Annotated in this window: 31 protein-coding genes; 10 read left to right on the top strand and 21 right to left on the bottom strand. The window is 32.0% G+C overall.

The annotated features are described in order from the left end of the window. Positions 1-16: 16 nt before the first annotated feature. From C8P67_RS04540 to C8P67_RS04530, 3 genes are all read right to left on the bottom strand, one after another. Positions 17-175, bottom strand: a complete 159-nt coding sequence (locus C8P67_RS04540) for a T9SS type B sorting domain-containing protein (RefSeq protein WP_394338641.1) — start codon at positions 173-175, stop codon at positions 17-19. 325 nt (positions 176-500) lie between these two features. Further along, the gene (locus C8P67_RS04535; protein ID WP_115810828.1) at positions 501-1337 is read right to left on the bottom strand and encodes an ABC transporter permease; all 837 of its coding nucleotides are present in this window, start codon (positions 1335-1337) and stop codon (positions 501-503) included. Positions 1338-1412: 75 nt separating this feature from the next. Then, positions 1413-2309, bottom strand: a complete 897-nt coding sequence (locus tag C8P67_RS04530; RefSeq protein WP_115810826.1) for an ABC transporter ATP-binding protein — start codon at positions 2307-2309, stop codon at positions 1413-1415. A gap of 200 nt (positions 2310-2509) precedes the next feature. Here C8P67_RS04530 and C8P67_RS04525 point away from each other — a divergent pair, with 200 nt between their 5' ends. After that, positions 2510-3577 (top strand): hypothetical protein, encoded by a 1068-nt coding sequence (locus C8P67_RS04525; RefSeq protein ID WP_115810825.1) that lies wholly within the window; start codon positions 2510-2512, stop codon positions 3575-3577. 519 nt (positions 3578-4096) lie between these two features. On the opposite strand, the gene C8P67_RS04515 is transcribed toward C8P67_RS04525, so the two are convergent. The 15 genes from C8P67_RS04515 to C8P67_RS04450 form a co-directional block, all read right to left on the bottom strand. Continuing rightward, positions 4097-5155: a nucleoid-associated protein gene (locus C8P67_RS04515; RefSeq protein WP_115810822.1), complete on the bottom strand. Its 1059-nt coding sequence runs from the start codon at positions 5153-5155 to the stop codon at positions 4097-4099. 63 nt (positions 5156-5218) lie between these two features. Continuing rightward, a complete protein-coding gene (locus C8P67_RS04510) occupies positions 5219-5578 on the bottom strand; it encodes a four helix bundle protein (protein WP_115810821.1) in 360 nt (119 codons plus the stop codon). A gap of 79 nt (positions 5579-5657) precedes the next feature. Further along, positions 5658-6200, bottom strand: a complete 543-nt coding sequence (locus tag C8P67_RS04505) for an IS1096 element passenger TnpR family protein (protein WP_115810819.1) — start codon at positions 6198-6200, stop codon at positions 5658-5660. 96 nt (positions 6201-6296) lie between these two features. Beyond that, the gene (locus tag C8P67_RS04500; protein ID WP_115810818.1) at positions 6297-7454 is read right to left on the bottom strand and encodes a hypothetical protein; all 1158 of its coding nucleotides are present in this window, start codon (positions 7452-7454) and stop codon (positions 6297-6299) included. Between the two features lie 10 nt (positions 7455-7464). Then, a complete protein-coding gene (locus tag C8P67_RS04495; RefSeq protein ID WP_115810816.1) occupies positions 7465-7848 on the bottom strand; it encodes a hypothetical protein in 384 nt (127 codons plus the stop codon). A 16-nt stretch (positions 7849-7864) separates the two neighbouring features. Further along, on the bottom strand, positions 7865-9511 hold the full coding sequence (locus C8P67_RS04490) for a S41 family peptidase (RefSeq protein WP_115810815.1): 1647 nt from the start codon (positions 9509-9511) through the stop codon (positions 7865-7867). A 181-nt stretch (positions 9512-9692) separates the two neighbouring features. Then, positions 9693-11360 (bottom strand): S41 family peptidase, encoded by a 1668-nt coding sequence (locus C8P67_RS04485; RefSeq protein ID WP_115810814.1) that lies wholly within the window; start codon positions 11358-11360, stop codon positions 9693-9695. Positions 11361-11464: 104 nt separating this feature from the next. Next, positions 11465-12061 (bottom strand): HPP family protein, encoded by a 597-nt coding sequence (locus C8P67_RS04480; RefSeq protein WP_115810813.1) that lies wholly within the window; start codon positions 12059-12061, stop codon positions 11465-11467. A gap of 4 nt (positions 12062-12065) precedes the next feature. After that, a complete protein-coding gene (locus C8P67_RS04475) occupies positions 12066-13346 on the bottom strand; it encodes a chloride channel protein (RefSeq protein ID WP_115810812.1) in 1281 nt (426 codons plus the stop codon). Positions 13347-13462: 116 nt separating this feature from the next. Beyond that, complete coding sequence (gene gloA2 / locus C8P67_RS04470; protein ID WP_115810811.1) at positions 13463-13852, bottom strand: SMU1112c/YaeR family gloxylase I-like metalloprotein; 390 nt, start codon at positions 13850-13852, stop codon at positions 13463-13465. Continuing rightward, positions 13849-14109, bottom strand: a complete 261-nt coding sequence (locus C8P67_RS04465; RefSeq protein WP_115810810.1) for a hypothetical protein — start codon at positions 14107-14109, stop codon at positions 13849-13851. Before C8P67_RS04465 ends, gloA2 begins: the two co-directional genes overlap by 4 nt. A 143-nt stretch (positions 14110-14252) precedes the next feature. Further along, positions 14253-15068, bottom strand: coding sequence for a hypothetical protein (locus tag C8P67_RS04460; RefSeq protein WP_115810809.1), 816 nt, complete (start codon positions 15066-15068; stop codon positions 14253-14255). A gap of 159 nt (positions 15069-15227) precedes the next feature. Next, the gene (locus C8P67_RS22060) at positions 15228-15383 is read right to left on the bottom strand and encodes a hypothetical protein (RefSeq protein ID WP_170141408.1); all 156 of its coding nucleotides are present in this window, start codon (positions 15381-15383) and stop codon (positions 15228-15230) included. A gap of 82 nt (positions 15384-15465) precedes the next feature. After that, positions 15466-15924, bottom strand: a complete 459-nt coding sequence (locus tag C8P67_RS04455) for a YciI family protein (protein ID WP_115810808.1) — start codon at positions 15922-15924, stop codon at positions 15466-15468. Positions 15925-15957: 33 nt separating this feature from the next. Continuing rightward, the gene (locus C8P67_RS04450) at positions 15958-16416 is read right to left on the bottom strand and encodes a DinB family protein (RefSeq protein WP_115810807.1); all 459 of its coding nucleotides are present in this window, start codon (positions 16414-16416) and stop codon (positions 15958-15960) included. 142 nt (positions 16417-16558) lie between these two features. On the opposite strand from C8P67_RS04450, the gene C8P67_RS04445 reads away from it, so the two are divergent. From C8P67_RS04445 to C8P67_RS04405, 9 genes are all read left to right on the top strand, one after another. Beyond that, positions 16559-18718, top strand: coding sequence for a TonB-dependent receptor (locus C8P67_RS04445; protein WP_211319885.1), 2160 nt, complete (start codon positions 16559-16561; stop codon positions 18716-18718). 251 nt (positions 18719-18969) lie between these two features. Beyond that, positions 18970-19593 carry a hypothetical protein gene (locus tag C8P67_RS04440; protein ID WP_115810805.1) on the top strand — a complete coding sequence of 208 codons (624 nt, stop codon included), beginning with the start codon at positions 18970-18972 and terminating at the stop codon, positions 19591-19593. A gap of 38 nt (positions 19594-19631) precedes the next feature. Then, a complete protein-coding gene (locus tag C8P67_RS04435) occupies positions 19632-20069 on the top strand; it encodes a VOC family protein (protein WP_115810804.1) in 438 nt (145 codons plus the stop codon). A gap of 43 nt (positions 20070-20112) precedes the next feature. Then, positions 20113-21471 (top strand): 2TM domain-containing protein, encoded by a 1359-nt coding sequence (locus C8P67_RS04430; RefSeq protein WP_115810803.1) that lies wholly within the window; start codon positions 20113-20115, stop codon positions 21469-21471. An 18-nt stretch (positions 21472-21489) separates the two neighbouring features. Then, positions 21490-21762, top strand: coding sequence for a 2TM domain-containing protein (locus C8P67_RS04425; RefSeq protein ID WP_115810802.1), 273 nt, complete (start codon positions 21490-21492; stop codon positions 21760-21762). A 66-nt stretch (positions 21763-21828) separates the two neighbouring features. Next, positions 21829-22143, top strand: coding sequence for a 2TM domain-containing protein (locus tag C8P67_RS04420; protein ID WP_115810801.1), 315 nt, complete (start codon positions 21829-21831; stop codon positions 22141-22143). Positions 22144-22198: 55 nt separating this feature from the next. Further along, on the top strand, positions 22199-22504 hold the full coding sequence (locus C8P67_RS04415) for a 2TM domain-containing protein (protein WP_170141407.1): 306 nt from the start codon (positions 22199-22201) through the stop codon (positions 22502-22504). A gap of 15 nt (positions 22505-22519) precedes the next feature. Then, positions 22520-22876 carry a 2TM domain-containing protein gene (locus C8P67_RS04410; RefSeq protein WP_115810797.1) on the top strand — a complete coding sequence of 119 codons (357 nt, stop codon included), beginning with the start codon at positions 22520-22522 and terminating at the stop codon, positions 22874-22876. A gap of 139 nt (positions 22877-23015) precedes the next feature. Further along, positions 23016-23786 (top strand): LytR/AlgR family response regulator transcription factor, encoded by a 771-nt coding sequence (locus C8P67_RS04405; RefSeq protein ID WP_115810795.1) that lies wholly within the window; start codon positions 23016-23018, stop codon positions 23784-23786. Positions 23787-23878: 92 nt separating this feature from the next. Here the strand turns inward: C8P67_RS04405 and C8P67_RS04400 are convergent, their stop codons facing one another. The 3 genes from C8P67_RS04400 to C8P67_RS04390 all read right to left on the bottom strand — a co-directional run bounded on the left by C8P67_RS04400 (position 23879) and on the right by C8P67_RS04390 (position 26236). Then, positions 23879-24652 carry a CDP-alcohol phosphatidyltransferase family protein gene (locus C8P67_RS04400; RefSeq protein WP_115810793.1) on the bottom strand — a complete coding sequence of 258 codons (774 nt, stop codon included), beginning with the start codon at positions 24650-24652 and terminating at the stop codon, positions 23879-23881. A gap of 169 nt (positions 24653-24821) precedes the next feature. Then, positions 24822-25841: a COX15/CtaA family protein gene (locus C8P67_RS04395; protein WP_115810791.1), complete on the bottom strand. Its 1020-nt coding sequence runs from the start codon at positions 25839-25841 to the stop codon at positions 24822-24824. A 35-nt stretch (positions 25842-25876) separates the two neighbouring features. Then, complete coding sequence (locus C8P67_RS04390; RefSeq protein WP_115810789.1) at positions 25877-26236, bottom strand: four helix bundle protein; 360 nt, start codon at positions 26234-26236, stop codon at positions 25877-25879. Positions 26237-26243 lie beyond the last annotated feature (7 nt).

The following is a 26243-nucleotide window of genomic DNA, read 5'->3' as shown; positions in this document are numbered from 1 at the left end:
AAATAGTAAATTGTTACTATCTTTTGATGCTAAAATGACCTTTTGCCTCACGGCCGTCTTCAAATGTTATGGTATACCAATAATCATCAGCGAATAATTCTTTAACATTAAAGGCGCCGTTACAGCATTTAAATTGCTGAAAGGCGGGCCGTCCTGATAAACAATACCGTCTAATAAAAATTTAAGATCCGTTTGACCAGAATAGGATAGGGGTAACATAATTTTCATCTTCCGAAAAATATTTAAATGTTATGTTGGCGATTGTAGCTATTGTGGAGAGATTTACTGTAAATTCTTTGGTCTTTTGACATCCCTTGGTATTTGTCGCCATTAATCTTAAAATTAGTAACATTGACAGAACTGCTTTTTACCAAAATATTTTTTAATTCTTGAGATGTTTTGGTGTCATCTGCTGCAATATAGTAAGCTGATGAAATAACAGCGATGCAGCAGATTGCATAAATATTTTTTTTTGATTCGATTCGCAGTACACAATTATACTACAAATCCCTGTTTTTTAATATTCTATAAGACAAGAATAAAAAGATAATTGTCCAGCATAAAACGATTGCAATATCAGAAAAGTGAACGCTGTAATCTTTGATGTTTTCAACCCCGATTTGTGTCCCAATTGTTTTAACTAATGAAGTTCTGGTGAAAGGTTCAACGATTAAGTTTGCCATAGATTCCAAGGGAAAAAACTGGGTGATGTAACCTGCCATTTTGCCTTCAGGAAAAATACGAAAGTTTAAAAATCCTTTACCGATTGCTTCTATCACATTCCAGACCAAAAGAAAACCAAGTGCAAAAGCTGATCTTTTTACCAGTATCCCCAAGAATAGACAGAAGGAAAAGAAACCAACGAGTTTTACAAAGAAAGCCAATAGATAATCCAAATCGGAGAAGACAATACTCAGTTCATTATAAGAAGAAAAACTATAGCCTAAAATTAAGCTCAGAATGGATACAAAAACAGTTGAACATAAAGCAAAAAGTACTATAGTTATAAATTTTGAAAGAATGAATTCTTTTTTACTTAAGCCGTCTATTAGATTCTGTTTTAGAGTACCATAACTGTACTCATTAGCCATCATAGAAACAATGACAATAGCCAAAAAAAGTTTCAAAATGGCTGCGATATAAGTGTTAAAGTGCCATATATATGGAAAATTAAAAATGCCCATTTCGGCAACTTGAAATTTTATAGGGCCAATATTGAAATTAATAGAAGCAATTAAAGCAATAAATGATAATAGTATAAAGTAAGTTAAGGTCAGTACACGGCTAGCTTTGTTTAACCAAATTTTTTGTAATTCTATAGAGAGTAATCGTTTCATTTTTGAACAACTTAGATTATTATATTTTTAGACTATTGATTTTTTAATTGAAATTGAAATTGATTTTTGCCATTGTCATTGATTTTTGGTTAATTCTAAAAACTGCTCTTCCAAGCTGTTTTTGCGTTTTACCAAATGGCTCAGACAAATGTTATTAGCAAACAGAAACTGATTCAAATCCTTCGATTCTAATTTACTTTTTAAATAGACTAAAATTTTAGCATCGGCTGTTGTTATTTTATCAATCGCTGGATGAGTATTCAGAACGATGATTAAATTCTCCATATCATCTGCTTGTAATTCGAAGAAACCTTCATTTGCGGAAACGCCGTCAACCGGACCAGAATAAAGCACTTGCCCTTTTCTTAAAACTAAAACATGTGAACATACTTTTTCAACTTCGTCCAATAGGTGAGAAGCTAACAAAATGGTAGTTCCTTTGGATGCAATATGCTTAATGATATCTCTTATCTGATGAATTCCCTGTGGATCCAATCCGTTTGTAGGTTCGTCAAGAATTAAGATTTCGGGATCATTAAGTAGGGCAGAGGCAATGGCCAAACGCTGTTTCATACCCAAAGAGAAGGTGCTGAATTTGCTGTTTTTTCTATCTGTCAGACCCACCAGCTCTAATTTTTCATCAACTTTGGAATAGTCAATATTTTTTATTTTACATACCAATTTCAAGTTTTGAACAGCAGTCATGTAAGGATAAAAGTTGGGTCTTTCAATAATAGCTCCCACTTTTTTCAATGCTTCGTGAGTTTGCAGATTACCGCCAAACCAGCTGTATTCGCCCGAAGTTTTGTTAACCACATTAAGTACAATGCCCAGGGTAGTTGATTTTCCGCTTCCATTAGGACCCAAAATGCCATAAACATTGCCTTTTGTAATCTCTAACGAAACATTTTTTAAAGCTTGAAGACCGCCATAACGTTTGTTAAGGTTGTGTATTGAAAGTATTGTTTCCAAAGTATATCGTTTTTGGTATAGGACGATCTAGTTTGTTTTTTGTTACTCAAGCAACTGAAATAAAATGTTTTCTGGAAAAAAATGTCATTTTTGAATCATTGGAAAAATATCTTTAATTGGGAGTTTTTTATGATTTTTATAATCCTAACTCCTTCAATATGCTAGGGTTTTAATGTAAATTTGCAGTAAATTTATTTACAATGAGTGATGAGAAGTTAATGGTTTTTAAAAAACCGACCTATCCGATAAATAGTAATTTATTAAATTATCTGGCACGATACGATAGAATTTCGAAAGTACCCATTGTCTACGGCGATTTATTGCGTTTCTCAGGATCTATAAATGTTTATGACAAGAATGATGTGGATACTTTATGGATACGGGTTTATTATAACGAATTTGAGCGGGCAGATATTGATTTGACCTTGAAGAAAATTTATTCTCTTCTGCATTCTGATGGTAACTCCAATATAATAAAATATCTAAATGTTGACTGTATTGATTATTGCACTTTTGGAAACTCAAAACCTTTTAGAATAAAAATCCGAAACATACTAAACGACAATTACACTCATTTTTATGTAAAAAAGGCCGATGCATCAAGGATTTATGGTTTGGAATTGGAACATCTTTTGTCGCCCGACAAAATGAATTACCTTATTTATAATGATACTTTGGTCGAAGAGCACATTATGGGAATTGCCGGTGATGTTTTTATTAAGGAAAATCTAAAAAAGTGCAGCGAAACTGAAAAGGCTCAGATTTCAAAGGAATTTGTGAAGTTTAACGAACGAAGTATGATACGGCTTTTGGGAGATATGAGAGCGTATAACTATGTTGTGATTCCAATTCACGATTTTGATCAGGTTGTGTATAAAATTAGGGCAATTGATTTTGATCAGCAGTGTTTTGAGGGTAATTTGAAGGTCTATCGTCCTCAGTTTTTCAAGGAAAATTATCCAATGGTAATGATGATAAAGGATAAACTTCAGATAAATTCTATCGAGCAGTATAAATATGAGGAAAGAGCACTACTTGCAAAAAGAATTATTTCTGCTGGGAGTAGAACGGAACGGCTAATGGAAGTAATGGCTGATGATGTTATTTCGACAGATGAAAATCTGGAACGCCTAAAAATGGAGCTTTATAACTACACGCTGGATCTTAATTTTAAAAAAGCAAAATCAATGGGCAAGGTTATGGCTGCTGCATTTGAATACATTACTCGAAACTTTAAAAACACCAATATTTTTGACAGCAATTTTTAAAACTAAAAATGCTTTCAATATTGTTTTTTTATTTACCTAACTATTACAGAGAAGAAAAATTCTTTCGATTGAAATGATTTGATAAAGTCTCATTTATTTCTTTTAACTGTGGAGTTAAAAATGTTTTTTTATCCTGCAGATCGTTTGTTAATTCTACTTGACAAACTGTGCATTTGTATTCTTTAAAATGGTTTGTTACGTTTCTGACAGTCACTATTTTATGACCAAAAATGGAACATGCAGTTTTTTTGTCAACAAATTTTGACATAAATTCTAATAAGCTCATAATGTGGGGGATATAAATTTCAACAAACATATATTAAATTTTATCATTTGTCAAATAAAATCGATAAAAAACACTTTTTTTAATTTAAAGAAGTTTAAATCTTACAAATTTGTTGTTTTTGTTCTATCTAAAGAGTTTATTGTTAAAAAAAATCCTCAATTACTTAAGCAATTGAGGATTACAAATTATAATGTCTAATCTTTATTTGAATAAATTCTATTATTTAAGCCAAATTAAGATTTTTGTTCTTTATTGAAATACACTAAGTAATAATACATCTGTTTTTCTTCGTCCCATCCTTTTTCAACAAATTTCTCTGCACTTTCTGGATTAATGAAATCCATTTTGATTTGAATGTTTGTGTCCAGATTAATTACATTTTTTATAGATTTTCTAGCATCACTTACAGCTGCATTAGCAATTGGGAATGAAGTTACATCTTCGATACTGTATTTTTCTCCCTTATCCATTTTGTAATTCTTGAATTCAGGAATCAAGTCTGGATTATCTATTACTTCGTTTAGGAAATTTGTCTCTTCAAATTGATCATTTTTGGCAAAGTAATTTACAGAACGGTTCATAAACATTACCTCTTCTTTTTTGTCCTCAGCTGGGAAAACAACATCTTTGGCGAAGTTCTGGCAGAATTTCAAATACTTTTTAGTAATAAAGTTTTCATCTTCAAAAGCATCTACTGATAAGAAATGCTCTAGCCAATATCTAGCATCATAACGATTACTGTCAACTGATAAGATTTTGTATCCTTCTTCTTTTTTATAATTGAAAATCAAACAGCCTTTATCAAGTTTATTCAAGCTTACACCATGCTGTAAAATCATTTCCAATTGTGTTTCTTTTTCTTCAAACTGTAAAAAGTCAGACTGGATTTCACTTTTGAAAATACCAATAGCATCAACTACATTATTATCAATGCTTAAATTGGTTAAATATGTTACATATACTTCACCGTTTTTAATATGTGGGTGATTGGATTGTTCAAAAAGATGCTTGGTTATCTTTTTTGAAACATCATGCAGCGAATTTGGATTACTGAAAATCTCCGTAGCATATTTAAACATATCATTGTAGTCTAAATCTACTTCGTGTGCAAATTGAAAATAGTTTTCTTCTTTTTCTTTGAATGATTTAAAGAAAAATTCCTTCATTAAAGGAACAATTTCATCATTCAGTTTAAAAGGTTCTTCAGATAAAAATAGAGGCTCGTTACGACTCATGTTTCCCACACGGTGTATGGATAAGGTTTCAATATGCGTGTTGTATAAGTTGATCATTTTTTTAAAGTTTCTGAGTTTCTAAGTCGCGAAGTTTCTAAGTTTTTTTAAAGTTTCTGAATTTTAGTTGCTGTCTTTAATTTTTTTGATAAAAGCAATTAGCATCCTTTCTACTTCTCGACTATCCTCATATAGGTTATTAAATTCTTCTTCGTCTAAATAATGTATATTTTTTGCAATTTCTAATTGCGTTTGTAGTTCAAATAAAGAACCTACAGAAATATTAAGGAATCTTATAAGTTCGTTTTTACTATCTCTGCCAAATCCTTCTGCAATGTTACTTGGAACTGAAATTGCACATCGCCTTAATTGTGATGTTAAACCAAAAATCTCTTCCTTTGGAAAAGATTTAGTATTATCATAAATTTTTGTGGTCAACGACATAGATTTCTGCCAAACCAAAAGTTTTCTAAAGTTGCTCATTTTTTTAGTTCGAAGCTTTTAAGTTATTATAATTTAAATATAAACTTACAATTTTAAATCTTAGCAACTTTAAAAAAAACTAATTCCAATTCTCCTCAAAGCCGTAGTCTTCAAAACTATCGTCACCTTCGAACATATCAAGATCGTCTTCGTCTAAATCATCTTCAAATTCATCGTAGATGTCATTGTGCATATCATCGGCTTCAAAGTTTTTTTCCAGAGCTTCATCGGGCATTTCACCATGGGCGAATAATGTTTCTGGATAAGTATGACCTACAGCCTGCTCTTCAATCGCTGCCAATTCTACAAGGAAAGTCCACATATTAATAAAATCATAAACATATATGATCTTAGTGTTTTCTTCGTCTAATATATCAGATAATGCATAGTCGCTCATAATTTTCTGTTCGCCTGGTGTGTCACCGGTATCAAACATAGGAATCTCATCTTCCTGATTCCAGGTTTCATCACAAGTATAGAAAGAAGCTACTTCCATTCCGTCAAAACCAAATGAATTGAAAATAGCATTGTGTAAATCTTCTAAAGTGTCTTCTGCAAGTATTGCTATGTCTCTAAAAATGTCTTCTTCGGCATCTAGAATGACTCTGAATTTATAAACCATAATCTTTGTTTTTATTGAAAGAGCAAATGTAAAGTTTAATTTTAGATTTTAAATTCAGGAATTGGGTTTTGTTGAAAAGATTTTGTTTATCGATTCTTATTTCTTCGGCTTATATTCTTTGATAGTCTTTATAACTAACGTTTCCACTTCCTTGTAACTCATTTGAAACTGTTTCTCTAAAACCGATTCAAAACTAGCTTTACTACAATTATACAATTCCCATATTCCTTTTTCACCCTGTTTTTCGTATATGAGTTTACAAATTACACCACCGGTAACATATAAAATAGAGTTGTCAAATTCGTTGCGAATTTTAAAAGTCATAATATCCTCAAAGGTAACTTTGTCTTGCTTCTGAAATGTTTTTGAAACTCCTATTAAAGCTTCTTCAAAAGTGGTATTGCCTCCAGGTCCTGCTAACCAAGTTGCCAGTCCTTCTGTAACAATCATTGGGCATCCTGCATCACCATCTTTTGGTACAGGGAATAGCATGTGAACAAATTCATGAGGAAAATATGCCTTTCCGTAAGTGGTAAAAATCTCTTTTGTAGAAGTAAATGTTTGACCGCCTAAATAAGACATCCAATAATCAAAATTGTAGAGTTTACCCATTGCATCAGGATTGGGCAACAGATAATAAGTAAAAGGCTCTGCTTTAATGTTAAATTGTTTTGCAATTTTTTCGCAAAAAGCTACCGACTTAGCAGCTTCATCTTTGTTAAAATTACAATCGGGATGAACTACATATTTAATGAATTTGTACTGATATTTTTTCCATTTTCGGGTGTCATAAGAGATGGTGTTTTCTAATTTAAATTCTCCTTTACTATCTCTTACTGCATATAATTTAGTAATATAGTCAGGAGTGTATTTGTCATCTTCAGCATCTGGACATTTTTGTTCAAAAATAGTTTTGACTTGGTATCTGTTTATGTCAATGCTGTCAATTTGCAGTATCTTAGGTGGGTAGGAACTAAAATACTTAATTGAATTACTATAATAAAACATTAAATTGGAAGATCTATCAGCTCTTAATTTGTTTTTTACATAATACTTAGCTTCATCAACATTCCAATTTGGATTTTGATAAATACTATCTGGCCTTGAATTAAGATAATTTTTGTACAGATGATATACTTGTTTAATAGCAACCTTGGAAGTATCCACTCTGGCAGAAATATTTGGTACGATATTTTGCCCTATAGAACTTATACTTATTAGAATAATTAAAAGCAGCTGTTGATATTTTTTCATGTTGTTTATCTTAATCTTTTTTAATACAGCTATAAAAACTTTTTGTATCCGAACCATCACCAAATTTTTTACCTATTAATTTTCTAGTAAATTCGAAGCAGTCGCCATCAATAACTTTGACTGTTACGATCATTTTATCTCCAACTGTAATAAATTCATTCGTGCTTTTACTACAAACAGCTTCATATTCACAATCGTTTAGCCATTTTAAAGTCCAAGCAAAATAAAGGATGTCATCATTAAAATCTTCCATAATTGTGTCTTTAATAACAAAATTGGAGCTAGGAAAATTTGTATTATAAAATTTTCCGTTTTTGAACTTACTGCAATCCAATGATTGTGAATATCCCGCTATACTAATTGTGAATAGTATTAAAAGTGCTAATTTTTTCATGATTTTTTTGATTTAATTATTTTCCTTTATTAATAAATTGTAAAGCTCTATCCAGAACTTCATCTTTGTCTTCTTGAATTCCTTTGATTGTTTGTTTTACTTCAATATCTGGAACAATCCCTATTCTTTGTGTTTCTTTTTTATTAGGATAAAACATGCCATAACCAGTATATGTTGTGGTGAATCCTTTAATGATTTCGTATTGACAAATACCTCCATCAGCACCTGCAGTCTGGCTTCCAATAACTACTGCGTTTGGAGCTGCCTGTAAACACATTACAAGATGTTCTCCATGACTTTGTGTCTTTTCATTTTGCAAAATAATAACCTGCCCTTTAAAATAATCAGGATTTGTTTTCCCTGTATTATGATCTTCCATCCAAATATATCGTCCCGGACAAGTCAAATCAGGATTAATACACTTTGCAAAAACTTGATTTTGAGGATACAGATATCCTGCAATATCATATTCTATAGCATCTTCCTGTGGATAAAATCGGGCATCAAAAATTATAGCTTTGGTGTTTTTAAACTGTTGCATAACATTTGGAAGTTCAGCAGCGGTAATTGATTCTACATCAATATATCCTATATTACCTTCTAAAAGCTTCCATTTTTCTTTCTCTGGAAATTGAATTTTTAAATCTTGATAAGCATAACGTTTGACTATTTTTGTTGCTGTTTTTTCATTTCTAATAAATTCGATTTCAATTGTGTTGGTATTTCCGCTAAAAATATGTAAATTAAAATTCTTCCTAATAGCAGCATCGTTAGAACCTTCAACAATATTTTTCTTTGCATCAATAATCTCGTCGATTGTTTTTCCGTCAACTTTAGTTATAATATCTCCCACAACTAAATCATCCACTTTAGCAATTGAATCATTCAGCAAACTCGCTATAATCACTTTTTTATCAATTATCTTAATATTGATTGGCAAAAATTTGCTCCCGAACATTCCTTCAAACATAAGTCTGGAAGTGGTATGAGAATGTGTATCATTCAATTTTATCGAAATTTCGCGCATGGCTAAAACAAAATCTTTTTCAGATTCCGGATTTATAAATCTTGGTAACATTTGAGTTAAAACAACATCCCATTTTTCATCCATTTTGTACTTATATGGGAAAAAATATTCTATTTGATTCCAATAACGATATAAGGCTAAGAGGCGGAGGTTTTTATTTGTCCACTTAAAATCAGCGTATTTAATTTCGTTCGTGACTTTTATATAAGGATTTGAAGTATAATAATATTGTTTTCCCTGAAATCTGTTTTTTTCAATAAACTTCAGCTTTTTTGATAGTGTTTTAGAAAATACTTTAGAATCTTCAAGCCATTTTAAATCTAAATTTTTAGTAAAATACTCTACTTTTGAATCTGGTTTATTGGCTTCATATTCTTTAATTTCACCTTGTGAAGCAATCCAGTTTTCGAGAACTAATGAAAATTCTTCTTTGGTTTGTGCTTTCTCTATTTGAGGCAAAATTGTAAAAAGCTGTTCATCCCAGTTTTTACTTCCATCGGCGACATTGGGATGATAATATTTCAAAAATCCCCATACTTTGCAGATGGTGGCAAGTTTTTGGTTTTCAGTAAGATTGTTACTACTAATTGTAGATTGTGTAATAACAAATAATAGCAAGAAAAATATTTTTTTCATTTATGGGGGATTTTGGTTTAAAATGACATTAGTTTTATTAAAAAAGTATTTTAAATTTCAAACAATAATAACTGCATTTTTTTTTTTTAAATAGATATAGATCAATTGATACAAGTTGCTGGTTAATAGCTTATTTAATTTGTAAGCCTAAAACAACAAGTTCAATTAGATCCTGAATTAATTATTTTCCTTTATTAATAAATTGTAAAGCACGATCTAAAACTTCATCTTTTCCTTCTTGAATTCCTTTGATCGTAGGTTTTACTTCAATATCTGGAACAATTCCTATTCTTTGTGTTTCTTTTTTGTCGGGATAAAAAACACCGTAGCAAGTAAACCATGTTTGAAATCCATTACTTTGAAAACATGCATTTGCACCATCAGCTCCTGCAGTTTGACTGCCGATTATTGTTGCATTAGGAGCAGTTTTTAGACACATTGCCGAATATTCAGAATGGCTGATGGATTTTTCATTTACTAAAAGAATTACTTTCCCTTTGTAATAATTCGGGTTAATTCTTCCACATGTTTCAATGCCATTTCTCCAAATATACCTACCTGGAAAACTTAAATCGGGATCAATAAACTTAACAAATTCCTTAGGTTCTGGATTTAAGAATTCAGCTATTGCATAATTAGTGTCTTTTGGATGATTTCTGATATCAAAAATAATGGCTTTTGTTGATTGTAAGGTTTCTATCATGTCAGGAACATTTTTAGCCTGTAAAATTTCCATATCAACATAACCTATATTATTGTCTAAAACTTTAAACTTTTCTTTTTTGATTTTGGCACCTTTTTTATATTCATTTCTGTGAGAATCGTGTTCATTATACCAATTTATAGTTTTTGTTATATATTTTCCGTTTTGAAGAAATTCTAACTGAACATTATCTGAATAACCAGATAATGCGGATTCCGTTAATCTGTCTAGATAAACAGCTACATTTGATGCGGGAATTAAACCTCTATTTTCTGCAATAATTTCTTTTATCGTTTTGTTATTTACCTTAGTAATGACAGTACCTATTTTTATATTTTGAGCTTCTGCCAGACTATCTGCCCGAATTTCTGTAACAACTATTTTTTCATCAATGATTTTACATTTGGCTGGAAAATAATTTAGGATTTTGTTTGAGCCTGGGGTTGAGTATCTATAAAACACAACATGAGAGTCATTAAGTTTAACGGTTAGTCTTCGCATTGCGTCGTAAAAATCGTCTTCATTTTTGGCAGCCGTAAAAAGAGGAATCATTTTTTCTAAAGTGATATCCCATTTTTGATCCATTTGATATTTATATGGAAAAAAGTATTCTACGTAATTCCAATATCTAAAAAGCGTTAAAATGCATAAATTTTTATCCGTCAATTTAAAATCTGCATATTTGACTTCATTATTAAATTGTAAAATGTTACCATTATCAAGATCATATTGCACATAATATTGTTTTCCTTGGTATCTGTTTTTTTCAATAAACTTGAGTTTCTTTGAAAGACTTTTCGAAAATACCTTTGAATTAGTAACCCATGACAAATTAAAGTTTTTATCAAAATACTCAACATTTTTTTGCTTAGTGATTGGTGCTATTTCTTTTACTTCACCAAGATTGTTAATCCAATTCTCTAAAACCAATGAAAATTCCTCTTGGCTTTGAGCCTTCTCAACTAGAGGCAAAATTGTAAAAAGCTGTTCGTCCCAATTGTTACTTCCATCGGCTACATTGGGATGATAATATTTCAAAAATCCCCATACTTTGCAGATGGTGGCAAGTTTTTGGTTTTCAGTAATATTGCTGCTAAACGCAGTTTGCACTGCAAACAAAAATAATAGGAAGATTTTGTTTTTCATTTAAGGGGGCTTTGGTTAAGTGAGATTAGTTTTACCAAAAATAACATTTAAAATGTCAAACAATAATAATTGCAGAAAAAAATTTGGGAATAAAGATGTGTCAATCAGCTTCTAATTGCTCTCGAAATTCTCTTTCTAAGTTTGTGGTATTTTTTATGAGTTGGATAATACCTGTTTGGCGTCATATTATTAAAAACCAAAGCTGTGACAAGCAAAATTAATACACCAACTAGAACAGGTGATAAGACGTACATATATCCTAAGGCTTTTATTTTATCTGAACCAATGATGGCAATCAGTGCCGTTGCTCCTCCGGGAGGATGAAGTGTTTTAGTTATCTGCATTAAAATAATAGCAAACGAAACGGCTAGGGGAGCAGCAATCCAGATAATATCGGGAGCAAATTTATGGACAGTAACACCTACTAATGCTGATATTAAATGCCCTCCCACTAAGTTTCTTGGCTGTGAAAACGGACTTTGAATAATACCATAAATCAATACGCTTGAAGCTCCAAAAGATCCAATTAAATATACAGCATCATTGCCTTTAAAATGGATAGATTGGATGTAAGCTAGAATTCCGATGCCGACAAACGATCCAAGAAAAGACCAAAAATGCTCTTTAAAATCAACTAACGTTTCTTTGTAAAGAATGTATTTAGTTTTGCGATAGCTTCGTTTAATTTTTTGAATCGGCATGCTTTTATTTTATTAAACTTGGAGAATAGGAATACACTGTAAATGGATAAATCATTTTGGCAGTATATTTTGAAATCAGACAAACTACAAGAATAGGAACAAATAATGTATAATCATTAATTAGTCCGCAGACCAAAAATATTGCTGTAAAAGGAGCATGAATACTGGCACTTAAAACAGCAGCCATTCCGATTATCATAAAGTTTAGAGGAATTACCTGTGTGTTAAAATAGGTGTTTAAAACAGATGAAAGCAGTAATCCTAAAAAAGCGCCAATAAAAAGGCTCGGAGCAAAAACACCGCCATCACCTCCAGAAACTAATGTGATTGAAGTTACTATTGGTTTTAGAATTAAAATTCCGATGAAAGTTACGGCCAATGTTATTGTTAATGGCAATTGAGATGCATTACCAAAAATCATTTTTATAGAGTGATATCCTTCTCCATATAACTGCGGAAAAATAAATAACGAAACACTCAAAACAATGGAACCTATTATTATTTTATAGTAATGTGTTTCTATTTTAGCGAACTGCATTTTAAAGAATAATACACATCGGGTAAGATACACTGAATTCATACCGGCCAAAATACCTAAAAGGATAAAATAAGGAATCGCTTTTAGATGCCAAGTCGTAATTGAAACAGTAAATAAAGGTTCTTCTTTTAAAACAGAAAGCAAAGCAAAAGCAATAGAAACCGCAATAATTGTTGAAATAGCATAAGCTCGTGTCACTTTTCGGGAAATAACTTCTACAGCAAATAAAATTCCGGCTATCGGGCTGCTGAATAAAGCTGTGATTCCGGCTGCAACTCCAGCACAGATTAATTCTGTTTTGTATTTGCGGAAAACATTTTCTTTTTGATGTGCTACTGAACCAATTGTAGCAGTGGCCACAACTGTAGAAATCTCAATTCCTGTTGAACCTCCAAAAATGACAGTCAATAATCCATTTATAAAGTGGGATGGAATTTTATAGGAAGGCAAGTTTTTTGAAGTCGATTTGGTACTTTCAAAAACTTCTTTAATGCCTTTGTTTTCTTTTTTCTTAAAAAGATATTCTCTTAAAAAATAAATTATAGACAATCCGAAAATAGGGAAGATTACTAAATAGATTGGATTTAAACTAACTTCTCGAAGAAAAATACCTTCGTAATATTCCGTCATTCTTTTTAATGTAATTCCTAAAAAAGCAGAAAGAAAACCAATTAAAGCTGAAACTATTATTAATTTTCTAAGAACTATAAATTGATGATTTTTTTTGATTTTGGCCGTTTTATTCATCAGAAGTGTTTTTTGTAAAGCGTAAAAAGTTTATACGTTTCGCAAAATTAAAGAATCAATGCGGTATTCTCCTAAAAAAGACTCCTTTTATTATGTTAAAATTGAGAAAATGGCAATTATTGCTCGTAAAATTCAATAGGAGTGTTATCTGGATCAGCGATAAAGAAAAACTTCTTATCAGTAAATTCGTCTATGCGTATTTCTTCAGCAGTGCAGTTTTGATTCAATATATATTGTCTTGTTTCTTCCACGTTATTTACTTCAAAAGCTAAGTGTCGCAGTCCGGCAGCTTCTGGTCTAGACGGGCGTTTTGGCGGGGCTGGAAAAGAAAATAATTCAATAATATAATTTCCGTTCAGTGCTAAATCGAGTTTGTAGGATTGCCGTTCTTCGCGGTAGATTTCCTGGACTATTGTAAGTCCTAAAACAGCTGTATAAAAATGCTTTGATTTTTCATAATCGGAACAAAGAACAGCAATGTGATGTATTTTGTTTAATTTAATCATTTTAAATAGGTCATGTTAGGCAGATTTGCTTTTGGATCTTGTTCCAATGCTTTACTATGTAATTTTTCAATTAACTTTTTAGTGTTCTCAATAGAATTGATTCTGAACAGAAATTGCACTTCATTTTCATCATCGGCATTCTGCCAAATATGCTCTAGATACATTTCTTCTGTAGCATGAAAAGCTTTGTCATTTTCTAAAATCTGTTTGATGGTTTCAAAAGGGACGTTGCGGAGTTTTGCTAAAAGGTGTGGCATTTTTTTGTTTTTTTTAGAATTATTAAAAAACTTTTATGGCGGAGATTGTGACGTTTCAGTGCTTGGAAAAGTCGCAAAATTCGTAACGGATTATTGCAGTTAAAGATAAGTTCCTTGTAAAACGGTTGTAACCCCTGTGTTTATTATTCAACTGCTTTTTTTAATTTTCGCTTTTGGTCATTTAATTCAATTAGTTTATTCTTCTTTAAATTAAATTTTAAATTGTTGAAATTTATCCATTTTGCGCTAGATATTGTTGTGCTTATTTCATCATTTTTACTTAAAATTTTCGAGTTTAAAGTCAGTAAATCGTCTTCGTTTTTCCATAAGCCTTCGGTGAAATCCGAACCATGTCCTTTATTTAACCAAAATTTGAACGTTCTATCATCTTTTAGAACTAATTTCATTTCAAATTTATCTTTATTACGACCTTTATATTCTCCATAGAATGAGCTCGTTTTCCTATTTGGTGGCTCAATTTTCATCAAAGAATACATTTTTTTGTTAAATATTTCGATGAATTTTTCGTCTAGGTACCTATCTGTACAACCATGACAGAATTTTAAATCTGTAATTTTTATATTATTTAAATAAAGAGTATCAATCTTCTTATCTGGACAGCCTGAATAACCGCCAACAGTACTAATCAAGATTCTTTTTCCATCGAGAAATAGTGCAGTTGCTATTTGTTCAATTCTATTGTCTAACCATTTATTGTCAGTTTCATTAATTTCTAATTCAGATCTTATTCCGCTGAAAATTATTAAACTGCATATTGTATTTAACTCGACCTTTAGAAATCGATTTTCAGGTTCAATAATTGAATCAGATTTAATATTTTTTGGGATGTAATTTATCAAATCATTATACTCTTTTTCATGCTGAGTTAATGATTCAGTATTTTGAGCAAAAATTAATGTGCTAAAAATAATATTAAAGATGAAGACTGTTTTTTTCAAAATGTTGGGTAATTTGTTTATATACAATACAAACTTTCAGATATACACCAAAAATTTGATATATAACCAAAAGTTTGCAGCGTTTTTATTCTTTTCTCAAATATAGAAATTTAAAGTTACAAACCTGTAAAACGTAATTTCTTCTCATTTCAATGGTTTTTACACTCCGCTCAGTAAAATAGGGCATCCGAAGAGAAAAATAGTGCCGTCAAAAGGTCTTCGGACTCCGTCAAAAGGTCTTCGGACTTCGTCAAACGGACTTCGGACTCCATCAAAAGATTTTCGGACTTCGTCAAACAGTCTTCGGACTACCAATTACACTTTTCGGACAGACAATTGCCTGCTTCGGTCGTTTTTTACAGTCTTCGGTAGGTGTTTTTTATAGTTTGAACAAAAACTATAGTTTGTTTTTGGTTAATTTTTCATGAATCTTCAATGTTTCCATCAATGCAGCAGTTCCGTACCAAGGTGTCAGTTCTGCTTCCAGAAGATTGCTTTTTACAGCGGGATCAGTTGCTACCAGTGCCTTGGCTTCTTCAACTGTTGCAACATTAAAGATGTAAAGACCTCGGTAGTTTCGGTCGTTTTTCATGAAAGGACCGGCCAAAACAAGTTTTCCTTCTTTTGCAAGTTTACCTATATTGTCCATGTGTCCCTTGAAAAGATTGGTTTTTTCTTCGGCGGTGGCTGTGGTGTTACTTCCGGTTTTCAAAATGCAAAAAACGTACGGCTTCATACCGCGCTCATCAGCATTTAGTGATTTTGCCAGTTTTTCATCATATTTCGATTCTACATCCTGTGAAAAGCCAATTGCTGTCAGGCACAAAAATGCGATTAAAAGAATGTTATTTTTCATGGCTAAATTGTTTTGAATTATATTTTTAACTCTTTACAGCATTTTTTTTAAGATGACAATCTGCCCTAAATGATAAGTGTCATGCTGGATAATTCCATGAATATGCTCATAATAAGTATGATTGTTATTGACGTATATTTTGTCAAAATCAGCATCATCAAATTCTTCAAAAAAGGCATTCCATGATTCCTGAGATTTTGCCAGAGTCTGCAGTGATTGTGCCCAGGCTACTTCGGATGGATCTATTATTGGTACAAAATAATTATGGTCAGGCGTTATGATTGTTTCTCCCTGAACACGCCTCAAAATATTTTTCCGCCATTGTATAAGATGATGGACAATTTCCCAGATTGTGTTTAAATTTGGGTTGATTTTCCTGTAAGCCTGTTCTGCAGTTACATCTTTTAAAGTGTTTTCTAAGGTTACCTCAAGCCACGGATTGCCATTATAAATGGACTGATATAGTTTCGAAATTCTTTTACTTTCCAGCATATACAATAATTTCTAGTTAAACTCAAAAGCTAAAGATACAAATAAGTAATTGACAACTCATCCTTGAATTTCTACAATTGGGTTTTTAAATATTTTTTAACTAAAACTGTTAAAATACATTTGCCTCATCAAAACCAAAATCATGAAAACATTTTTTTTAGCAGCTTCTTTTTTATTTAGTATCGCACTATTTTCACAAAATACCATTTCGGGTAAAATAACCAATGAAAAAGGGAAACCAATTGCTGGAGCCAATATCTACATTGAAGGGACTTATGATGGCGCGACAAGCTCTGAAACCGGAGAGTTTTCTTTTGAAACAAAAGCAGTGGGAAATCAATTTTTGACAGTGAGTTTTTTAATTTATGATACCTATAAAGAAGAAATTGATGTGGCTAATTTTAAAGGGCAGACAATTAAATTAAGAGAAAATGTAAATGCTCTTGATGCGGTTGTCATCACAGCCGGCACATTAGAGTCTGGGAATAAAGCCAGAGTTTCTGTTCTTAAACCATTAGATATTGTGACAACAGCTGGTTCAGCAGGGAATATTGTTGCAGCTTTGCAGACATTGCCTGGAACGCAGACTGTTGGTGAAGATGGGCGTTTGTTTGTTCGCGGGGGAGAGGCGAGTGAAACCCAGACTTTTGTAGATGGTCTTAGAGTAGCGCAGCCGTATGGGGCATCAACTAATAATGTACCTACACGCGGCCGTTTTTCTCCATTTTTGTTCAGTGGAATTGCTTTTTCTACTGGAGGATATTCTGCTGAATATGGTGAAGCTTTATCAAGTGTCCTGCTTTTGAATACTCAGGATGAACCGGATCAAAATAAAACAGATATTGCCCTTATGACTGTTGGGTTAGGGGTGGGAAATACCCAAAAATGGAAAAAAAGTTCGTTGAGTGTCAATACCTATTATATGAATCTGGCGCCATATCAGGCAGTAATTCCTCAGAATGTAGATTGGAACAGTCCTTACCAGTCCTTATCTGGTGAATCGGTTTATCGTTATCATTTTGCAAGAGGAATTTTTAAATTATATGCTGCATTCGATTCGTCCAAATTTGATTTGAATCAGCAAAATATAAATTTCGAGGAAAAAATCAGAACCGATTTAAACAATAATAATTTTTATCTGAATTCTTCTTACAGCGGGGCTTTTGGGACTGGGTGGCATTTGACTTCGGGAATGAGTTATGGCTATAACAGTAATAAAGTGAAATATAATAATAGTGATGTTGACAGTGAGGAAAATGCGGCGCAATTGAAACTGAAGCTGAGAAAACATGTTTCGAATTATTTTGGGTTGTCTTTTGGTGCAGATTATTTTATTACAAAATTCAATGAAAAGTTTGATGATAATATTGCGATTCAAGCCTCAAATGGATACGATTCGAACATTGCCGCTTTTTATACCGAAGGTGATATTCTTTTCTCTAAGTATTTAGCGTTAAAGGTTGGTTTACGCCTTTCGAATAACAGCTTATTGGAGGAAACTAATATTGCTCCTAGAGCTTCAGTTGCCTATAAAGTTTCTAAAAACAGCCAGTTTTCTTTTGCTTATGGTGATTTTTCTCAAGCTCCGGTGGTCGATTATATTAAATATTCGAAATACCATCAGTTTGAAAGCGAAAAAGCAAAACATTATATTTTGAATTATCAGTTTACAAAACCTGGGCAGACTTTTAGAGCCGAGGCTTATTACAAGGATTACAGCAATTTGGTGCAGTATGATTCGAAAGATATCCAATACAATTCATTTTTCAGTAATAATGGTTCTGGTTATGCAAAAGGGCTGGATATATTTTGGAGAGACAGTAATTTGTATAAAAATTTAGAATATTGGATTTCCTATTCGTATATCGATTCGGAAAGAGATTATAAAAATTTTCCAACCATGGCAACTCCAAATTTTATCGCTTCCAACAGTTTATCTGTTGTTACAAAATATTTCATAACTGATTGGAAATCGCAGATCAGTTTAACCAATAGCTACAGTTCAGGAAGACCCTATAACAACCCAAATGAAACTGTATTTATGAACGGAAAAACAAAATCATATAACAGTTTGAGTTTAAGCTGGGCGTATTTATTGACAACACAAAAAATTCTTTATGTATCTATTTCGAATGTTTTAGGAAACCAAAACGTTTTCGGATACGATTATGCAAGATTACCGGATGCAAGCGGAGTGTATAACAGACAGGCAGTTACACCAACTGCTGATCGATTTTTCTTTATTGGTTTTTTCTGGACAATCAGCGATAATAAAAACGATAATCAGCTGAAGAATTTGTAAAGCTGCTAAGATTCTGAGTTACTAAGTTGCTAAGAAAAAAACTTATAATCTTAGTAACTCAGAAATTTAGAATCTGTAAAAAAGCAATTCATCTGTCAAAATCAACAGTTCGGTATTGTTTAATTTTAAAAGAATAAAATCCGATATACTTTTGAAGTATAAATTAACAACACAGTTTCAATCATCAAAAAAAAACTTAGAGTCTTAGCGGCTCAGTAACTTAGTAACTAATTAAAAAAAAACTAGAAATTATGACCAAAATTATCACTACAATCGCTTTTTTTATCTGCAGTTTATTATCTGCACAAACACAATTTGAACAAGGAATGAGTAAAGCTTTCGCACTTTGGGGAGAAGGAAAAAACACAGAAGCTTCAGCAATGTTTGAAAGAATCGCAGCTGCTGAAAAAAACAGTTATCTGCCAAATTATTATGTAGCCTTAATTAATACAACAGGTGCTTTTACAGAAAAAGATAAAACAAAACTAGATTTGATGCTTACAAAAGCGCAGGATGCTCTTGATATTGAAATGATAAAAGATCAAAACAATGCAGAATTGTATGCGATGCAGGCATTGATTTACACGGCATGGGTAGTGGCTGATCCAATGACAAACGGTCAAAAATATTCTGTGAAAGTAATGGAAGCTTATGCAAAAGGAAAAGCGATTGACCCAAATAATCCGAGAATTGTTTTTGGCGAAGCAGATTATCAGCTGGGAGGAGCAAAATGGACAGGTGTAGATACAAAACCATTATGTGTACAGGTTGATAAAGCTGTCGAACTTTTTGCTACTTTTAAACCCGCAACGCCTTTCTCACCAAAATGGGGTTTAGAAAGAGCTCTGGAATCTCAGAAAAATTGTAAAAAATAAAACTAGTTTTAACAATTAAATGATAGTAAGCAGCAGTTATGATAACAGTCGATCCCTATTTGTATTTCAACGGTAATTGTGAAGAAGCGTTCAATTTTTATAAAGCTGTGTTTGAAGTGGAATTTCATTATATAGGGCGTTATAAAGACGTACCAGAGACTGATAGATCCCTTTTTAAGGAGCAGGATAATAAAATTATGCATGTTTCTCTTCCCATTAGCAAAACGGCAACACTTATGGGGTCTGACAATGCTGCAGCGCACAAAGAAACTTTCTCCTATAATAGTTTTTCGCTGTCAATTAATACCGATAAAAAAGAAGAGGCGGATAAGCTGTTTAAAAGACTTTCAAAAGGAGGTAAAGTGAGAGTGCCAATGAATGAAACGTTTTGGGGATCCTATTATGGAATTGTCAATGATCGATTTGGAATTAACTGGAAGATCAGCTTCGAAGTGAATGGATTGAAAACTGCGTAATGTTTGACCTCAAACAATAATAATATTTTAAGCCTACTTAAAAATGAAAGAGTATAGAAATACATTTGGAGAATTGAAAAGCGCAACAATCATGTGTTTCAAGCTTTCTATGGTTTTTACAGTCATATTTTCAGCTTTTTTAGGTGAAGATTTTAGCTTAAAAAACATTGCTCTTACATTTGTCTTAAGTTCTTTGTATTCTTTTGGATTAGGGTTTGGTAATGGCTTTGTTAACCTTCTCTTGGATAGGAAATGGGACTGGCTGGAACAGACGAATTTGAGGGTTTATTATGGAGTAATAGCTACTCTTTTATATACTATACCGGCTGTTTTAGGAATTAATTATTTCCTTTTTATCATTTTGCGAAAAATGCCCTTAGAAGAGTTTTTTAATCAAAACATGTTATGGACACATTTGTTTTATATCATTTTATCTTTGGGAGTTTCTACTTTTATGCAGGCCAGAAGCTTTATGGTAAAGTGGAAACAGGCCTCAAAATCTGAAGTGACACAGCAGAGGATTATAGCTGGAACAGCAAATGCAAAATTTGAAACTTTAAAAAATCAGATTGATCCGCATTTTCTTTTTAATAGTTTGAATGTTTTAAGTTCTTTAATCGAAGAAAATCCGGATAATGCACAGCGCTTTACTACTTCTTTGTCCAAAATTTACCGCTATGTTTTAGAGCAGAAAGACAAAGAATTGGTTTCGGTTGCCGAAGAGCTGTCTTTTGCAAAAACGTATATGAATCTTTTGAAAATGCGTTTCGAGAACAGCTTATTTTATGAACTGCCGGAAACAGTTATAAGCCCAGATGCCAAAGTAGTGCCACTTTCCTTGCAATTGCTTTTAGAAAATACGGTAAAGCACAATGTGGTAAGTGAACAGAAACCTTTAAATATTCGAATATTTGTCGATGGAGACTATCTGGCTATACAAAATGATTTTCAAAAGAAAGAAGTAATACAAAGCAGGCAGGGTGTAGGGTTGCAAAACATTGTAGACCGCTACGGAATTATAACAAACAGAAATGTTTTGATAGAACAAAATGAAAAAACATTTACAGTAAGAATTCCAATTTTAACAAAACAGATTAGTGTTATGGAAACAAGTACAGATTACAGCGATGAAAATAAAGCATATTTCAGAGCTAAAAAGAGAGTTCAAGAATTAAAAGGATTCTATGGAAATATAATTTCATACTGTTGTGTAATTCCTTTTTTAGTCTTTATAAATTTAAAATTTTCACCAGGTTTTCAGTGGTTTTGGTTTTCTGCTTTAGGATGGGGATTCGGAATTGTAATGCATGCTTTCAAAGTCTTTGGTTATAGTACCGATTGGGAAGAACGAAAAATAAGAGAGTTCATGGAGAAAGACAACAATAATCAATACTGGAAGTAATTTTTTTAATCTAAAAAAATGGAAAATAATCTTGAAAATGAAATCCGCTATTCTAGAGCAAAAAAAAGAGTAGAAAAAATCATAAGTTTTTATTGGCATTTGGTGGTGTATTTCAGTATAGTTCCTTGTGTGATTTTTATTAACTTGAAGTTTACTCCTGAATTCCATTGGTTTTGGTATTCGATTGTCTGCAGTACTGTTCCTTTATTTATACACGCTCTGAAAGTTTTTGTATATAATGATAATTGGGAGGAGCGAAAAATACAAAAGATTCTAAAAAAAGAGAAGTAAGGAATTTGCAAATAAATTTTCAGAATTCTTTTTATATCGGATGTACTTTAAAACTTAAATATTAAAATGGAAAATAATTTTAAAAATGAAGACTCCTATTCTAAAGCAAGAAAAAGAGTAGAAGAAGTAAAGGCGTTTTATGGTCATTTATTCTCATTTATACTAATCAACATTGGTTTGTTTGTTGTTAATAGCGTTACCTCTCCAAATCATTTATGGTTTGACTATTGGTTTTACTGGCAGTTGTTATTTTGGGGAATCGGATTGCTTTTCCATGGCCTGAAAACTTTTAATTATTCTCCTTTTTTTAATAAAGATTGGAAAGAGAGAAAAATCAAAGAGATTTTGGAAAAAGAAAATAATAAGCAAAAATGGGAATAAATATTTGCAGTGTTAGCTGAAGAACTTTTTTTAAAAAATATAAATAAGAGAAATTATGGAAATTAATTATAATGAAGAGGATAAATATTATTTGGCAAAAAAGAAAGTAGAAAATATTAAAGGTTTTTACGGAAATCTAGCTTCCTTTATTGTAGTAAATACAGTTTTGCTTGTTGTTAATCTGTTGACATCGCCGGATCATTTATGGTTTTACTGGCCTTTGATGTGGTGGGGATTGGGAGTTCTTTTTCATGGATTGAAAGTTTTTGAGATTTTGCCAACTTTAGGAAAAGATTGGGAAGAACGAAAAATAAAAGAAATTATGGATAAAGAAAAAGAGAATAAAAATAAGTGGCAATAATAAACTAGATATAAAATGGGACGATTTACAAGACGCATGTTCGAAGAAGATGCACGAGAATTTAGTACAGATGAAAATTATAACATAGCATACAAAAAGGTAAAAAGAATAAAAGGATTTTATTCGCATTTAAAAGTTTACATTATTGTAAATATAATTATTGTCATATCCAGTTATAATAGAGATTTTATTGGTGGTTCAGGATTTTGGAATTGGCATACGTTTTCGACTGCGTTATTTTGGGGAATAGGTTTAGCGATCCACGGAATATCAGTTTTTGGACCGGATTTGTTTTTTAATAATGACTGGGAGCAAAAGAAAATTCAAAAAATCATGGAAAAAGAAAAAGAGAATAAAAATAAATGGGAGTAAAGAAAGTTTCAAGACAGCAGTTATCAGTAAATAGTTTGCAGATAGCGGCGAACTGTTTTAGATAGTAGAAATAATATAAACTGCTTCTGCTTTCTGAAATCTGCATTACTTTTTATAACCATTAAACAGAATCCAAAAAATGACCACATTAATTATAGAAGACGAAAAACCTGCAGCGAGACTTTTACAGAGAAAACTTGAAAAACTGAACATTTCAGTAGAAACCATGCTGCATTCTGTAGAGGAATCAATAGAGTGGTTTTCGAAAAATGAACATCCTGATTTAATATTTTTGGACATACAATTATCGGATGGTCTGTCTTTTGAAATATTCGAAAATATAGACATTAAAAGCGCCATTATTTTTACTACAGCCTATGATGAATATGCGCTAAAAGCATTCAAGTTAAACAGCATCGATTATCTTTTAAAACCCATTGATGAAGATGATTTGGAGACAGCTGTTTTGAAATTCAAAGACCGTTTTGAAGCTGTAAATTTTGTAGGAAAAAAATCTTTGCAACTGGACTTTGAACACATTAAAAAAATGTTTGCAAATCCTTTTGAGAAAACATTCAAAAAAAGATTCACAGTTAAAATAGGACAGCATTTAAAAATAATTTCAACAGATGAAATAGAATGTTTTTTTAGTGAAAATAAAGGAACCTATATTCACACTTTTGATAATCGAGATTATTTGATTGATGGTACTTTGGAACTTTTAGAGCAGGAAATTGACAGTAAAGATTTTTATAGAATCAGCCGAAAATTTATAATTTCTTTAAAGGCAATAAAGGAAATTGTGGTGTACAGCAACTCTCGACTAAAGATTATTCTGCCTACTTATAAGGAAGATGAGGTGATCGTAAGCAGAGAAAAGGTGTCCGATTTTAAAAATTGGCTTGGTTAATAAGTACTTCTTCAGTTTGTTGAAGTTAATTTATTTAAAATGCTGAATTTGTGTATTTTGGTTATGTTGTATAGATTTTGACTATGACCCTTTTACGGCCGAATAAACGTCTTTCTGATGCCGATTATGATGAGAATCAGGGAAGTGTATAAGATTAAAAACTCTGCAATATATTCTATTCTGTTTAATGTGAGCATAATGGCAATTAGTAATAATTGAAAACCCAAACCATACAGCGATACAACCGTCATAAACCAATTTGGAAATGATTTTACCTTGTAAGCTTCTTTGTCCAAATAATGGATTATAGAATCAAAAATGCCATAAACAAAAGTATATATCTGAAAAAAAATATCTACCGTTTTTTGACTTTCGCCTGCTAAAGCTATCGGTGATTTATCTTCAAAAATTTTACTGGTAGTATCTCCTCCCGATAAATTGTGCCTCAAAATCACATAATAATAGTTGTATAATGTTCCTTGTAATTGGATACCAATGAAGGCTAAAATTGTAGTCCAAAGAGTAGTTTCGGAGACATAACAAATGGACATTAAGAGCAGAAAATTTAGTATGATGTCAAAGATGCTGTCGAGGTATCTTCCAGTGTATGACGGTGTGTTTTTTGCGCGTGCAAGTTCTCCGTCGACGGCATCAATTATCGATTTTAGGATGATAAAAAAAGAAGCTAATAAGTAATGATTCTGTAAAATACAATAGATCGCAACTAGACCCGAAACGCCAAAAAGAAGAGTTACGTGTATGGGGGTAAAACGAGTGCTTTTTAATTGATTTGCAAAATATCTTGCAAACGGTCTACCATAATCGGATAAATCAAGAAATTGATTTTGAGTGGCAAGTTTTGGCATTTGTAGCGTTGAAAACAATAAGATGAGACAATATAGTCGGACTACAAAAATAAAGCTATTTTAACTATTTGTTTACTAAATGATGATTTAAAAATAACAAAAAAGCTTTTGGAAAAATTTCCTCATTGATGAGATAGTTATTCCAAAAGCTTTTCTTATTAGTATAAAATTATTTGCTCAATCGGTGTAAGGTATAAGTCATTGCGGTTAATAAAAAGAAAGCGACAATTTGATGTGTTAGCCCCAACCAAAGCGGAACGCTATAAAGAAGCGTGAAAACGCCTAATGTAAATTGTAAAAAGACTATGATAACCAATGCATTTAGCCCTTTTTGTTGTTGCGTATCAATACTGTATTTTTTGCTTTTGAAATAAAGAAATAAAATGAGCCCGACTACAACATAAGCCAATGTTCTGTGAACTAATTGAACACCGCTCTTTCCTTCGGTAAGATTTAGAAGCAGTGTTTTTTGTTCGATAAATACACTGTCGTGAATGAGCTGTCCATCGCTCATTAAGGGCCAATGATTGTGGATTAAACCCGCGTTTAACCCAGCAACAAAACCTCCGTAGATAATTTGCAGAAGCAAAAAGGCCAAAGCGTATCGTGCTATTTTTCGCAATGGAATGATGGCATTTTTTTTGTCTTGATAGATTAAATCCAAGGCGACCCAAAGGGTATATGCGAATGTCACAAAGGCAAAGGTAAGGTGCAGTGAAAGGCGGAAATGACTCACGTCTGGATTGTCAACCAAACCGCTTTTTACCATAAACCATCCAAAAAATCCCTGTAAAGCTCCCATTCCAAGAAGGACAAAGCATTTGTTTAAAGTGGCTCTGTCAATTTTTTTCTTAAGCAGGAAATAAAAGAATGGAACTATAAAAGCAAGACCAATTATTCGGCCAATGAAACGGTGAAACCATTCCCAGAAATAGATAAACTTATAATCTGAAAGTGTAAAATCGTTATGAATATTGATTTTTTGGTATTCTGGAAATTGTTTGTATCGGTCGAAAGCTTCCTGCCATTTGGCTTCGGTAAGCGGAGGAAATGTGTCGGTAACCAAATGCCAGTCGGTCATGGATAAACCGGAATTTGTCAATCGGGTGATTCCACCCACAACAACCATTACAAATACTAAAAAGCAACCCGATAGGAGCCAGATAATTACGGATTTATTGTTTTTCATTTTATATTAAGTTTCAAAGTAGCTAAGTTGTAGAGTTACAAAGTTGATTTTACTTTGTTCATGAAGGAACTTAACATTCGTTCCAATTCTCTACTGTCTTCGTAAAGTTTATTAAAATCAGATTCAGGAATATATTTCAAGTTAAAGGCAATCTCAATTTGCGTTTGAAATTCAAACAACGAACCAAGTGCTATTGTTAAAAATCGATGGTAATCTTTATTTGTTCCTCTTCCAAATCCTTCAGAGATATTACTTGGAATTGAAATTGAACATCTTCTAATTTGAGAAGTTAAACCAAATAGTTCATCTTTTGGGAAGTTTGAAGATGCAGAATAACAATTTGTTACTAAAGCCATTGCTTTTTGCCAAATTAATAAATCTCTAAAAGTTTTCATTCTCTAT

The organism is Flavobacterium aquicola (assembly GCF_003385115.1).
Lineage (GTDB): Bacteria > Bacteroidota > Bacteroidia > Flavobacteriales > Flavobacteriaceae > Flavobacterium > Flavobacterium aquicola.
Note: the sequence above shows the minus strand (reverse complement) of the source record. Positions and strands in the feature narration are given on the sequence as shown.

Bases quoted from the DNA above. Each gene is read 5' to 3' on its own strand.
- C8P67_RS04510 (WP_115810821.1), bottom strand. From the start codon at position 5,578: ATGAGCAACTTTAGAAAACTTTTGGTTTGGCAGAAATCTATGTCGTTG.
- C8P67_RS04445 (WP_211319885.1), top strand. From the start codon at position 16,559: ATGAAAACATTTTTTTTAGCAGCTTCTTTTTTATTTAGTATCGCACTA.
- C8P67_RS04515 (WP_115810822.1), bottom strand. From the start codon at position 5,155: ATGATCAACTTATACAACACGCATATTGAAACCTTATCCATACACCGT.
- C8P67_RS04440 (WP_115810805.1), top strand. From the start codon at position 18,970: ATGACCAAAATTATCACTACAATCGCTTTTTTTATCTGCAGTTTATTA.
- C8P67_RS04465 (WP_115810810.1), bottom strand. From the start codon at position 14,109: ATGCCACACCTTTTAGCAAAACTCCGCAACGTCCCTTTTGAAACCATC.
- C8P67_RS04495 (WP_115810816.1), bottom strand. From the start codon at position 7,848: ATGAAAAAATTAGCACTTTTAATACTATTCACAATTAGTATAGCGGGA.
- C8P67_RS04500 (WP_115810818.1), bottom strand. From the start codon at position 7,454: ATGAAAAAATATCAACAGCTGCTTTTAATTATTCTAATAAGTATAAGT.
- C8P67_RS04525 (WP_115810825.1), top strand. From the start codon at position 2,510: ATGAGTGATGAGAAGTTAATGGTTTTTAAAAAACCGACCTATCCGATA.
- C8P67_RS04480 (WP_115810813.1), bottom strand. From the start codon at position 12,061: ATGCCGATTCAAAAAATTAAACGAAGCTATCGCAAAACTAAATACATT.
- C8P67_RS04405 (WP_115810795.1), top strand. From the start codon at position 23,016: ATGACCACATTAATTATAGAAGACGAAAAACCTGCAGCGAGACTTTTA.
- C8P67_RS04415 (WP_170141407.1), top strand. From the start codon at position 22,199: ATGGAAATTAATTATAATGAAGAGGATAAATATTATTTGGCAAAAAAG.
- C8P67_RS04475 (WP_115810812.1), bottom strand. From the start codon at position 13,346: ATGAATAAAACGGCCAAAATCAAAAAAAATCATCAATTTATAGTTCTT.
- C8P67_RS04450 (WP_115810807.1), bottom strand. From the start codon at position 16,416: ATGCTGGAAAGTAAAAGAATTTCGAAACTATATCAGTCCATTTATAAT.
- gloA2 (WP_115810811.1), bottom strand. From the start codon at position 13,852: ATGATTAAATTAAACAAAATACATCACATTGCTGTTCTTTGTTCCGAT.
- C8P67_RS04420 (WP_115810801.1), top strand. From the start codon at position 21,829: ATGGAAAATAATTTTAAAAATGAAGACTCCTATTCTAAAGCAAGAAAA.
- C8P67_RS04455 (WP_115810808.1), bottom strand. From the start codon at position 15,924: ATGAAAAATAACATTCTTTTAATCGCATTTTTGTGCCTGACAGCAATT.
- C8P67_RS04490 (WP_115810815.1), bottom strand. From the start codon at position 9,511: ATGAAAAAAATATTTTTCTTGCTATTATTTGTTATTACACAATCTACA.
- C8P67_RS04390 (WP_115810789.1), bottom strand. From the start codon at position 26,236: ATGAAAACTTTTAGAGATTTATTAATTTGGCAAAAAGCAATGGCTTTA.
- C8P67_RS04410 (WP_115810797.1), top strand. From the start codon at position 22,520: ATGGGACGATTTACAAGACGCATGTTCGAAGAAGATGCACGAGAATTT.
- C8P67_RS04425 (WP_115810802.1), top strand. From the start codon at position 21,490: ATGGAAAATAATCTTGAAAATGAAATCCGCTATTCTAGAGCAAAAAAA.
- C8P67_RS04535 (WP_115810828.1), bottom strand. From the start codon at position 1,337: ATGAAACGATTACTCTCTATAGAATTACAAAAAATTTGGTTAAACAAA.
- C8P67_RS04485 (WP_115810814.1), bottom strand. From the start codon at position 11,360: ATGAAAAACAAAATCTTCCTATTATTTTTGTTTGCAGTGCAAACTGCG.
- C8P67_RS04435 (WP_115810804.1), top strand. From the start codon at position 19,632: ATGATAACAGTCGATCCCTATTTGTATTTCAACGGTAATTGTGAAGAA.
- C8P67_RS04505 (WP_115810819.1), bottom strand. From the start codon at position 6,200: ATGGTTTATAAATTCAGAGTCATTCTAGATGCCGAAGAAGACATTTTT.
- C8P67_RS04400 (WP_115810793.1), bottom strand. From the start codon at position 24,652: ATGCCAAAACTTGCCACTCAAAATCAATTTCTTGATTTATCCGATTAT.
- C8P67_RS04430 (WP_115810803.1), top strand. From the start codon at position 20,113: ATGAAAGAGTATAGAAATACATTTGGAGAATTGAAAAGCGCAACAATC.
- C8P67_RS04395 (WP_115810791.1), bottom strand. From the start codon at position 25,841: ATGAAAAACAATAAATCCGTAATTATCTGGCTCCTATCGGGTTGCTTT.